The organism is Flavobacterium chungangense LMG 26729 (assembly GCF_000735715.2).
Classification (GTDB): domain Bacteria; phylum Bacteroidota; class Bacteroidia; order Flavobacteriales; family Flavobacteriaceae; genus Flavobacterium; species Flavobacterium chungangense.
Genome location: NZ_JASY01000005.1, coordinates 160851 through 173857, shown reverse-complemented (window position 1 = coordinate 173857; position 13007 = coordinate 160851). Strand labels below are relative to the sequence as shown.

Genomic DNA, 13007 nt, shown 5'->3' with positions numbered 1-13007 from the left:
TTAAATTCCGTATTTACCAGATTTAAATCCAAGTTTTGTTAAACCTTGTTTTACTTCCGGTGCATTCATAAATAATTTCCACAATAAACCTGTTCTGTAATTTTCAATCATGACAACTTCTGGTCCCTGGTCTATTGCTAAATAACGTTTAGCCACCCACTTATTGCCTAAACTAATTGCATCATAAAAGCCTGCATCTCCCCAGGTTTCATTTTTATGATTTTCATATAAATTACGTATCAAAGCCAATGATTCTTTTGGAGTATAAACAATAGAACTTATGGCTGCTGTAGGCGAAATAACCCCCTGATCGTTACTTGGCATGTGAGCATTGTAACCAATAGAACCGTCTGGATTTCTGGAATAGGATGCTGTTAACCCCCAATAATTCGGTCCATAATCCTTGATTTTGTTAGGGTTTTCGACACAATACTCATAGTTGATTTTGGTCTGATTTACATTTAAATCCCAATAATTAGCATATTTATCGCTTAACTGATTCGGATCCAGACCTAAGTAAGAATAATGTGCCCAGAATAACGGTCCACCAAATTCTTCTGCACCATTGTGTTTTAAAATAAGTGGAATATTATATTTTGTTTTTGAAGAAACTATATCGCCACTTCTGGCCCATCCTTCATGATATGCTTTTGCATCAATTGAATGAGTTGGTGAAGAGGCAGCCATCACATACGTAATTAAACACTCATTGTATCCTTGTAATGGAAAATTCATCTGCCATGCGTAGTTTGGCGACCAGTGCCAATACAATACATTTTTGTTGTTTGTATACCAGTTCCATTCTACCCCTTTCCAAAGTGCATCAAATTTTTGAGCAACTGCTTTTTCTTTTTCAGAGCCATCTTTAAAATATTCACGAACCGTAATCATTCCCGCAACCAAAAATGAAGTTTCAACTAAATCGCCACCATTATCCTTGGTTCCAAAAGGTTTTACCTTTCCTGTATTTCCGTCAATCCAATGTGGCCATGCTCCGTGAAAACGATCTGCTTTGTCTAAAAAAATTGCAATCTTGTTCAGTCTTTCGACTCCTTGTTCTTTGGTAATATAACCTTGAGCCATACCTGAAACCAAAACCATTAATCCAAAACCTGAACCGCCTGTGGTTACAATATTCGAATCATTTTCAGGATAATTCCCATCTGGATGATAACGTTCTCGTGCTAATCCTGAATTGGGTTCTGCATAATCCCAGAAATATTTGAATGTTTGTTTTTGAACGGCATCAATAAGCTGTTCATCTGTTAATATTACAGTTGCAGTATTTTTTCCTTCATTTTCTTTGGATTTTTCGGAATTAGATCCACAACCAAAAAAGCTAAAAACTAATAATAAGACTGAAATTCTAATCATTATAAAAATTTAAGATTATGGTAAATACACTTCCTCCGGAAAATCTGAAGGAAGTGATTTAATGCTGTTAATTCGGATATCCCGGATTTTGTTGCGATAAGCCGTTGGCTTGTAATAAGAATGATGCCGGTATTGGGAACAATTCATTTTTTCCTTCTGTAAAGACTCTTCCATTAGGGAAAATATCGCTCTTATCTGCTTCAAAAGCAGCTTTGGCCTGTCCTGTTCTGACAAGATCAAAGAATCTGTCAAATTCAAAAGCCAATTCAACTCTTCTTTCTTTCCAGATTGCAGTTCTAACCGCTGACTGCGAAGTCGCAGGAGTATCGCCTAATCCGGCTCTGTGTCTGATTTGATTCAACAAAGGAATAGCTTCTGAAGTTTGCCCTAATTCATTTAAAGCTTCTGCTTTCATTAATAAAACTTCAGCATATCTTAAATATTTAATATTAGCATCTGTTTCCCATGCACTTGTATAGGCAGAAGAATAAGCTTTATAATTATATCTCGGATTAGGATCGTCTGCACTAACTACTGGAATTACTCTTCCATCATATAAGGTTGTACCTCTAAAAATTATCGTCGCCTCTTTTCTAACATCTCCGGCTTCATAAGCATTTACTAAACTTTGAGAAGGCTGATTAAATCCCCATCCCCATGCATCACGAACGCCTTGAGTATTAGAATACCCCTGAATTCCACGAGTTGGTACTGCACCATTCCCGTTTATTTCAAAAATAGATTCCCCATCATTTTCTCCTTCAAGTCTGAACATTTTTGCATAATCGGGAGATATGCTATATCCTGTAACCAGATTACAGTTATCTACGACGTCTTGCCATTTTTTCTGATACAGACTTACTTTTGCCAATAAAGCATAAGCTGCTCCTTTTGAAGCTCTCGCTTTTTCAGCATCAGCATATTCAGATTTATTTGGTAAAACTGCTGCAGCCTCAGTTAAATCTTTTTCAATAAAAGCATACACTTCAGCAGCTGTTTTACGAGTTAACTGCATTGCTTTATCTTCTGCTGATAATGGAATACTGGAAACGTGATCTACAATTGGCACTCCTCCGTAACATTTCACTAAAGTAAAGTACATGAAAGCTCTTAAAAATTTTGCCTCAGCCATTAATCTTTCTTTTAATGCAGGATCAGCTTTGTCTAATTTAGGAAGAATCGCTAATGCCTGATTACATCTATTGATTCCATCATAGTTTGCATTAAAAGTACTTTCAGCAGATGGATTTGATGCATTATAAGTTAAGGCATCCAAAACATCTTTATCAGTACCTGTATCACTTGGAGTTGAACCTTTATCAGCATCATCAGATGTAATACTTGCCAGGCCAATCCATCCGAATGAACTCATGTCCCAATCTAAAAATTTACTGTAGATTGAAGTAACAAAGGTTTTTGCTCCGCTGTCATTGTTAAATAACTCAATATCATCTGTAGAAATAGTCTCAGTTTGTTTAACATCCAGGTAATCATCTGCACATCCTGTAAAAGTTAATGCCGATAACACGAAGATTGATATATATATTTTTTTCATAATATTAAAATTTTAAATTAGCACCAATTACAAATGATCTTAATGTTGGGTAAGCATCCAGTTCAACACCTTGTGTTCCATAAGGATTACCATCTCCATTTAACTCAGGAGAAAAACCAGAATATTTTTGTGTAATAAACGGGTTAATTGCATTAAAATAAATTCTGCAAGAACTAATAAATTGATCTTCTTTAAGAGGAAGTTTGTACCCTACAGTGATATTGTTGATTCTAAAGAAATCTGCAGATTCCATATAATAAGTTGAAGCAACCGGAACAATATTAAATGGTGCTGGATTCTGAGATGTTGTATTTGTTGCCGTCCAATAATCATTTGTCATAGAAGCTTCGATGTTTTCACCTCCAAAACGCTGTGCTTTTTTACCATTGTACACTTTTGCTCCGCCAGTCCCATATCCGTCAACTGAAAAATCAATGTTTTTGTAAACAAGTCCTAAAGAAACTCCGTAGTTTGCTTTTGGTAAAATTGAACCTGCGTATTTTTTATCAGTTGTTGCAGATAAAGCATCCTGAGTTACTTTAGCACCAGTAAAATCGTAATAAAGCATGTTTCCATTTGCCGGATCTACACCTGCATATTCATAAAGATAAAAACTACCTAATGGCTGGCCAATTGAGTTGTTGTATAATAATTTGGTATCCTGACCATTTCCTAAATTACCTCCAATAACCTGAGATAATGAAACATCTTTTAAGCTTGTAAGCTCATTTTTGTTGTGAGAGAAGTTACCACCAACCCAGTAACTTAAATTATCATTAATTTTATCATCCCAACGTAAAGCAATTTCAAAACCTTTGTTTGAAACTTCACCAACATGAGAAGGAGAAGCCGTTGTAATTCCAGAAGTCGGATAAGGTTTTACATATAAAATTACATTATCTGTATTTTTGTCATAAACATCGAAAGATCCTTTTAATCTGTTGCCCAAAAGTTCGAAATCTACACCTGCAGAAGCCTCTTCAGTAATTTCCCATGTTAAAGACGGGTCAATTTGAGAAGTTATACTTGATCCTTCATATAAAATTGAACCTCCTAAATAACTGTTTAAACCCGAATTATAACTTTGACTGTTTAATGGTACATTTTGGTTACCCAATTTACCCCAGCTACCTCTTAATTTGATTAAGTCAACTCCTTTAACATCTGTCAGAAAACTTTCTTTAGTCATAATCCATCCAAGACCTACAGAAGGGAAAGTTCCCCAACGGTAATCTTTTGCAAAATTTGAAGATCCGTCACGTCTAATAGTTCCGGTTACTAAGTATCTGTCCATTAATTTGTATTGGAAACGTCCAAAATAAGATGCTAATTTACTTTCATTGAAAACAATATCCTGTAAATTTGTAACAGTACCAGAGTAATCAACACCTTCTGCATCTGTCGCATTATATAAAGACCAATAGTTAGAATCAGGACTCACATTTTTTCTGGTGATTACCAATTTTTCTCTTGGCCCTTTTACAGAAGTTTCAATACCTGCTGTTAATTCTACATCGTGAACATTAGCAAATACTTTATTATAAGTAAAATAGTTAGACAGGTTCCAGTTAAAATACTGTTCTCTGCCTCTCGTTAATAAATTAATAGGATCAGTACTTGAATAATCAGCATCTTTACGGGTTGGATTAGCCGCTAACCAAACATTTTTAGTATCCTCGAAATTATAATTTTTCCAGGTATAGTATTCACCATTAAATTGTGAAGTAAACTTTAAGCCTTTTAAGATTTCATAATCCAGTTTCAAACCACCCTGAAGGGTAATACTTCTTTGTTCTTCATTATAAAAATCTAATTGTGATACAGGATTTCCAACATTATTAAATGAAGTACCTATTGGGCTTGCCACTCCGCTTGCATCTGCAAAAGGAGCACCATATTGACCATTTGCAAAACGCACCGGCACAATTGATGACTGTTTGTAAGCATTTGTAAATGCGCTTAATGGTTTTGGTGTAGAATTAGCCGATGTAAAGCTAAAGTTCTGATTTAAAGTGATTTTTTTAGAAAGTTTAAATTCATTGTTATTTCTAAAATTTGTACGGCTGTAATCTAAGCCGTTAAGAATCGCCTTTTCCTGATAGTTACCTGCGCTAAAAAAGTATTTAACACTTTCTGAACCTCCGGAAATAGAAATATTATTTTGAGTATAAGTACCCGTTCTTGTAATTTCATCAAACCAATCTGTATTAACAGGCTGATTTGTAGAGAATCTGTTTGTGCCTAAAGAGGCGTTAGAATAGCTTGCATATTGATTAGAATCTGCCATTCTTACTTTCTTAAGCGGTGTTCTGATACCGCCAAAACTTTCAATTTCTACAGAAACTTTATCTCCTTTACCTTTTTTAGTAGTAATAATGATAACCCCATTTGCTGCTCTTGTACCATAAATAGCAAGGGACGAAGCATCTTTTAGTATTTCATAAGAAGTAATATCATTTGTATTGATATTATTGATGTTTTCCGTTGGCATGCCATCAACAATATATAAAGGATTTCTGCCTCCTAATGCAGTACCCAAACCTCTAATGACTACAGAAGGTGTACTCCCTGGTGCATCTGAAGAAGTTACCTGAACCCCTGCAGCTTTCCCCTGAATAGCCTGAGAAGCATTTAATACCTTTGTTCTTGTGACATCTTCTGCTTTTAATGAAGTAATGGCAGACGTATTGTCAATTTTCTTTCTGGTACCATATCCAATTACTACTACTTCTTTTAAAGCAGTATCGCCTGCTTCTTTTAAAGTAATTGTCATTAAACCGGAAGTTGCTGCTACAGAAACAGCATCGAAGCCCAGCATCGAAATCTTTAGAATTTCACCTGGTTTGGCATTAATTGTAAAATTTCCGTCGAAATCAGCATCGGCAGTAGTTTTGGATTGAGGGGCACTAATAATTGCTCCGGGGATTCCCATTCCGCTATTATCTATTACTTTTCCTTTTATTGCCTGACCCGACATATAAGCCGGTAAAAGCAAGAGAGCCAGAAAGCTAAAAATAAAATTTTTCATACAGTTTAAATCGTTTAAGTTAGTAGAGCCAAATTAAACAATTACAACGTTTGAGTACATCATATAGTACTACTACACAACCACATCACACACTCTTATAATACAATTAAAACCTTTTAAAACAACAACTTAATTATTAAATAAATTTCATCAACACAATGTTATGATGTAGTAATGATGTATTGTAATAATGTAAAAAAAGGATTGAAAAAATAGTATTTGTATAAAAAACAAACCAAAATCTTACAGACTTAATAAAAACTTAGAAAGATTATCCTCCTGAGATAGATTTAACTTCTTTCTTAGGCGATATCTGTGTAGTTCAACACCTCTGAATGATATGTTCATCAGCGGTGCAATTTCTTTAGAGGAAAGATTCATTTTTAGATAAACGCATAACTTAATATCCTTAGGAGTCAGGTTTGGGAATTTCTTCGAAAGGTTAATGATAAATTCATTATGAATCTGATTCAAATTGGTTTCAAAGATTTCCCATTCATGTTTATTGACTTCATTGATCTTAATTGCTTTTTTAATTTCACTTTTCAGTTTATTAAAATCTTTTTCAGAATCCAGAATACTCTGAATATTTTCAATCATTTCACTTTGTTTGGCAATAGATAATGATTTTCCGGCAACTTCAGATGATTTAGTTTGCAGTTCGAGTTCAAGAATGTGTTTTTCGTATTCCTGAATATTGAGTTCGTTTTCGGCCTTTAATTCCATTTCCAGAATTTTCCTTTGATGTCTTTCTTCTTCTGCCTGCAATTCCAGTTTTTGCATATAGCGAAATTTATTCCACTTATAATAAAAAAACAAAACTGCCCCTACTAATAAGAGATATAATAAAATCATCCAAACAGAAAAATACCAGGGCTGGGCTACTTTAAAATCGAAATTACAGACCTTATCATAATTGGCTCCGTCATGTTTATAAACGACAATGGTATGATTACCACTACTTAGATTATTCAGTACAATTAAGCCATCGGAAATGGGTACAAAATCATTACTTTTATTGATTTTATAAAATAAATTAGGCTTACTGGCTCCGTAAATTCCTGATATTACATTAATTCTTAATTCGGTATTGTATTTAATTTTAGAATCATCGGGAAGCAGTATTCCGTTATTAAATGCTTCAATTTTAACATGTGTATTTTGCTTATTTTCATATTTAAGCTGAAGAGAAATAAATCCGTCATCCAGATTCAGTAAATAGTGATTCTGAGTTTTAAAAATCCTTAAATTGTCATTTATGAGTTTTCCTTTGTAATATTTTTCCTGAATAATATTCCAGACAAATTTATTTTCGACAGCATAAATATGGTACAAAATACCTTCCTGAAGTACCATAAAATGATTTTCATCAATTGCTACTACATCTGTTATATTTTTAAAATTAGTATTAAACAATTCATTTTCTTCCAATTTATTGGTAATTGAATTATAGGTAAACCATGAATTATCAATTAGAAACAAAATTTCATTTCTAAATTCAAAAATCTTAACCCCAAAATCATTTTGTATTTTACTCTGCTGGGTGATATTTTCAACCTTTTCAGTCTGATAATCATCACTATACACAACACGATATAAACCACGATAATTATCTGCAGCAAAAATTTCATTTTTTTTATTTTGAGCTACATATTTTATAGGCTTTGAAATATCTTTAATTTTTTTATAATCACTTAATTTTGAAATATCATCATATGCCAAAATCCCACTATAAGTAGATTGAAAACAAGTATTGTTAATACTGCTTTTTGATAAATTCCAGCCACCGCTAATATTATTTGTTTTAACTAAAGAACCATTTTCATAGCAAAAAGTTCCGTCATTATGTCCAATGATGTATTTATTTTCAATTTTAGTAATATTCCAGGCCTGTCCTTGTGTATTGGGCATCATTTTGAATTTACCTGAATCAAATTCAAAAACACCATGATTTGAAGCAATTAAATATCCTTTATTGGTGGTTGCAACGGAATATACCGAACCTAAAATTCCTGAATTGTCATAAAAAATAGATATGGGTGAATTCACTTCAACGTGTGCTATACCGTTATCCAGACCAAGCCATAAATCATTTTCTTTATCAAAGCCAATACACAGAACTGAGTTGTTCATCAACACATTATTTCGGTCTATATTTTTGTATGTCGCTGAATTAAAATCATAAATATAAACTCCTTTGTTTCCGGTTCCGATAACTAATTTGTTATTTTTAATAAACCTCGCGACATTGATTCCGTTTACTTTTAATGTTTCGTTTAAGGGATTATTCCAAGGAATCAAACCTGATTTTTCTATAATAAAAATTCCTTTCTTTTGGGTAAAAATATAAGTTTTGCCTTTGTGTTTTTCGATTGCATGAACGACTGTGTTCTTTAAAATATTCCAGCCTTTTGGATTTGCAATTCGGGAACCATCCATTCTAAAAAGTCCTTTATCGACAGAAGCAACAAAAAGCTCTTTATCCACCACAAAACAGTACGATATTAAAAATGGAAATTTGATTTTTTTAATATGTTTTCCATCATAAATAAAAACATCATTAAAGGATTGAAAATATAACGAACCGTTATATCTGAATATTTTCCAAATTTCCTCATTGTCTTTTTCAGCAAATAAGCGTAGTTTTTTGGTAATTGAAACATAATGCATTTTACCTTCTTTTCTGTACCAATAACCAAATTCCTTATAAGAACCTGAATAGATTTTATCGCCTTCAATCATAATGGAACGGATGATTGTTTTGTTTGGCAAAGTATATTTTTCCCATATTACGCCATCATATCGTAGTAAGTAATGATTGTTGGCAAAATACATGGCGTTATCTTTTCCCTGAACGACATTCCAGATCTGATTGTCGCCCTGATAATTGGACTTACTATAATTTTCTACAAAGGGAAGTAATTCTTGCGATTGAATTTGAGAGGTAATGAAAAAGAAGAAAAATAATTTTAAGAGTATCGATTTCAAAGTATTCGGATTTAAACTCAAATATACTGACAAATATTTAATTTAGAAAGATGATACTTTTTACGACAAGTATTAATACAAATAATTTAAAGGATCAAACTTTTTGAGATTTGGCAAAGGTGTAATTTTTTCTATTGTTGTATTATTCTCGATTATTTTATCTGTTTCATACGCTTTTTTTATTTCTATCATTTTTCCCGTTGAAAGATTATAATCAACAGTTAGAAAGTATCCGGGATTGGCACTATTAAAATGTATACCTATCAACTCAAATTGATTTTTCTGAAATCTAAATTTATGTGTAAATGTTCCTCGTATTAAACTTTGATTAAAAATTAATATTCCTTTTTTTATTTCAATACTTTCTAACAAACATATAGTCATGTTATCTTCTCCGGGAAATTTATCAACTACTGCCGTTTCTGAACTTAAGACAGTACGATAGCTTTTATCTTTTCCCTGAAATTTAATTTCTAACAAAAATGGATTATGCTTGTCTTTATTATCTTCTTTTACAAGTACTAAATCATTTAAACCATCTTTATTTAAATCCCCATATACCTCAAAAACTACATGATTATAGTTTTGACAAAAAGAATTACTTGATAAAAATCCAAAAATAAATAAAATATAAATTTTGAATAATTGATTCATAAAATTAGAATTTAATTCTCCAATAAATGATAAACCTGATTGGCAATTTCAAATTCCTCATCAGTTGGAACTATCAAAATTTTCACTTTAGAATCCGGACTGTTTATAGCTCTGTTTTCTTTAGAACGCATTTGATTTTTATCTTCATCCAGCTTTATTCCAAAATAGCTCATATCAGTACAAACCAGTTTTCGCATATAGGATGAATTTTCACCAATTCCAGCCGTAAATACAATCGCGTCCAAACCATTTAGAGCAGCAGCATAGGAGCCAATAAATTTTTTAATACGATAAGCATTCATAAACAAAGCCAGCTGGCATTCTTTATTTCCTTTTTCAGCCTGTCCTTCAATATCACGCAGATCGCTATAACCGGTAAGTCCAAGCATTCCGCTTTGTTTTTGCAGAATGTTATTTATTTCTTCCAAAGAATATCCTAATGAATTTTGCATATAAAAAATAACCGACTGATCAACATCACCTGCTCTGGTACCCATTATCAGACCATTTGTAGGACCAAATCCAAAAGAATGGTCAATACTTTTACCATCTTTAACAGCCGTCATACTACAGCCGTTTCCTAAATGAATAGTAATTATATTTTGAAATGGTTTATTATGTTCTCTTAAAAATTCAATTGCTTTTTCAGATACATATTTATGACTTGTACCGTGAAAACCATAAACGCGAATCCTGCTTTCTGTTAACAATTTATTCGGAATTGCAAATTTATACGCTACTTCGGGTATGGTTTGATGAAAAGCAGTATCGAAAACAGCAATTTGAACAGCAGAATTAAAAATTTCTTCAGCTACATTAATTCCTTCTAAATTTGCAGGATTGTGCAATGGAGCAAGGTCAAAAAGCTGTTTGATTTTTGCTTTTACTTTTTCGTCGATTTTTACGGTTTCTGTAAAAGTACTTCCGCCATGAACCACACGGTGCCCTACAGCATCGATTTCAGAAGTCGATTTAATAACTCCTTTTTGATCATCCAACAGCATATTGGCTACTTTTTGCAGACCTATTTTGTGAGTCGCAATTGGTACGGTTTCTTCATATGAATTTGATGAAGCCTTAAAAGTAACATTCGAACTTTCTAAACCAATTCTGTCAATCATTCCGGTACAAATTACTTCGTTTTCCGGCATAACCATTAATTGATACTTTATTGATGAACTTCCTGAGTTTATTATTAATATTTTCATTTTTTTAATTCTATTTCTATTTGTTGCTAAACGAAAAAACCGAATAACATTTTACTTCTAACTTTTAACTTCAATTACAATCCCTGTGCCTGAATCGCCGTAATAACAACCGTATTTATAATATCATCAACGGTACAGCCACGGCTCAAATCGTTTACAGGTTTGTTTAAACCTTGTAACATTGGTCCAATTGCCAAAGCTCCGGTTTCACGCTGAACGGCTTTGTAAGTATTATTACCTGTATTTAAATCCGGAAAAATAAGCACACTCGCCTGCCCTGCAACTTCAGAATCCGGCATTTTACTTTTCCCTACGGCACGATCTACAGCAGCATCGTACTGAATTGGCCCTTCAATCTTTAAATCCGGTCGTTTTTGTTTTACGATTTCGGTCGCAGTACGAACTTTTTCCACTTCATCCCCTTTTCCTGATGAACCGGAAGAATAGGAAAGCATCGCTATTTTTGGTTCAATCCCGAAAGCTGAACTTGAATCTGCTGATGAAATAGCAATTTCTGCTAATTGTTCCGCAGTTGGATTTGGATTGATGGCACAATCTCCAAAAACAGAAACCCTGTCTTCCAGACACATAAAAAATACGGATGAAACTACTGATGAATTGGGTTTGGTTTTAATGAATTGTAATGCCGGTAAAATGGTATGCTGTGTCGTATGTGCGGCTCCTGAAACCATTCCGTCAGCGTGACCTTTATAAACCATCATTGTTCCGAAATACGAAACATCCTCCATTAAATCCCTTGCCATTGTGATGCTTACATTTTTCGCCTTTCGAAGCTCATAATAGGTATGGGCATACTCTTCATAAAACTCAGATTCTATTGGATTGATAATATTAACTTTAGAAAAATCAAACGAAATTCCGAGTTCTGTCACTTTATTTTCAATTTGTCTTTTATCTCCAATAATCGAAATATCGACTACATCCATATCTAATAATCTTGAAGCAGCAATGATAATCCTATCATCATTTCCCTCAGGTAAAACAACATGTTTGCGATGCTGTTTAGCTCTTTTAACCATATTGTACTGAAACATTTTCGGAGTCATTCCTTCAGGTACAAAAGTGATTAATCTCTCAGATAAGGCATCATTATCAACATATTTTTCGAATGTTGTAATTGAGGTTTCAATTTTGTGGGTGTTATTGGCATAAATTTCAGATCGAATTGCACCAATTTTATTTGTAATATGATACGTTCCGCCGTCAACAGCAATAATCGGAACAATGGCTGAGAGTCCTTCAATCAATTTCAAAATACTTTCTTCCGGAAGAATATTCCCTGTCAGGATAATCCCTGAAACAGCTGGATAATTAGCCGATTCATTTGCCTGCAAAGCTCCTAAAATAATATCCGAACGATCTCCCGGAGTAATTACCAAAGCATTATCATGAAGGTGAACAAGATAATTGTGCAGCTGCATGGCTCCAACACTAAAATGTCCAATTTCATTATTGAGGTAATTTTCTCCAAATAAAACCTTTGCATCAAGTTCATTAACGATTTCCTGCATGGTCGGATTATTTAAACTCGAAATTAGCGGAATCGTATTGATCAGAACATTGTCTGGCAAAGTTTTCTTAAGACTTTTAGTTACCAGTTCAATATTTTCCGGCTGGACTTTGTTGGCAAAAACAGATAAGACTTCGACTTCTTTTACTTTGAAAGAATCATAAACCAGATACAGACTATCCAATAGTTCCTCTAATGTTTTACCAACTCCTGAACCAATAATTATAGTTGGAATTCCGAGGTTTTTAGCAATCAAAACATTAAGATCCAATTCAATTGAAGTTCCTTCGCCCGTGAAACTCGTTCCTTCTACCAAAACAAAATCAAAACGTTCTTCAAGTTTTTTATACTTTTCGATAATTAAATCTAAAACCTCCCCTATTTTGCCTTTATTTTTCTTCTTGATTAATTTACTTTTGGTGATGGCATATGCATCTTCAAATTGGATATCAAGATTAAAATGAGAAAGTACTGTCTCAATATGATTGTCCTGTTCTCCATCGACAAAATCTTCAATAATAGGTCTGAAATAACCAACTTTTGCTGTTTTACCGATCAGAATACTCATCAAACCGAGTGTGATAATTGATTTTCCGCTATTTTGGTCGCTTGTGGCAATATAGATTGCTTTACTCATAATTTATATTTTGATACTAATAAATGTATTTG

General features: G+C 33.3%; 7 protein-coding genes. All 7 read right to left on the bottom strand.

From position 1 onward, the window contains the following. Positions 1 to 1374 carry a glucoamylase family protein gene (locus JE46_RS11625; RefSeq protein ID WP_031455455.1) on the bottom strand — a complete coding sequence of 458 codons (1374 nt, stop codon included), beginning with the start codon at positions 1372 to 1374 and terminating at the stop codon, positions 1 to 3. Between the two features lie 67 nt (positions 1375 to 1441). Then, the gene (locus tag JE46_RS11620; RefSeq protein ID WP_031455454.1) at positions 1442 to 2929 is read right to left on the bottom strand and encodes a RagB/SusD family nutrient uptake outer membrane protein; all 1488 of its coding nucleotides are present in this window, start codon (positions 2927 to 2929) and stop codon (positions 1442 to 1444) included. Positions 2930 to 2933: 4 nt separating this feature from the next. Beyond that, complete coding sequence (locus JE46_RS11615; protein ID WP_031455453.1) at positions 2934 to 5957, bottom strand: SusC/RagA family TonB-linked outer membrane protein; 3024 nt, start codon at positions 5955 to 5957, stop codon at positions 2934 to 2936. A 243-nt stretch (positions 5958 to 6200) separates the two neighbouring features. Next, positions 6201 to 8945 carry a helix-turn-helix and ligand-binding sensor domain-containing protein gene (locus tag JE46_RS11610; protein ID WP_031455452.1) on the bottom strand — a complete coding sequence of 915 codons (2745 nt, stop codon included), beginning with the start codon at positions 8943 to 8945 and terminating at the stop codon, positions 6201 to 6203. Positions 8946 to 9017: 72 nt separating this feature from the next. After that, entirely contained in the window at positions 9018 to 9599 is a 582-nt protein-coding gene (locus JE46_RS11605; RefSeq protein WP_031455451.1) for a hypothetical protein, read from the bottom strand. Between the two features lie 11 nt (positions 9600 to 9610). Next, on the bottom strand, positions 9611 to 10807 hold the full coding sequence (locus JE46_RS11600) for an acetate/propionate family kinase (protein WP_031455450.1): 1197 nt from the start codon (positions 10805 to 10807) through the stop codon (positions 9611 to 9613). A gap of 74 nt (positions 10808 to 10881) precedes the next feature. Continuing rightward, the gene (gene pta / locus JE46_RS11595; RefSeq protein WP_031455449.1) at positions 10882 to 12975 is read right to left on the bottom strand and encodes a phosphate acetyltransferase; all 2094 of its coding nucleotides are present in this window, start codon (positions 12973 to 12975) and stop codon (positions 10882 to 10884) included. Positions 12976 to 13007: the final 32 nt, after the last annotated feature.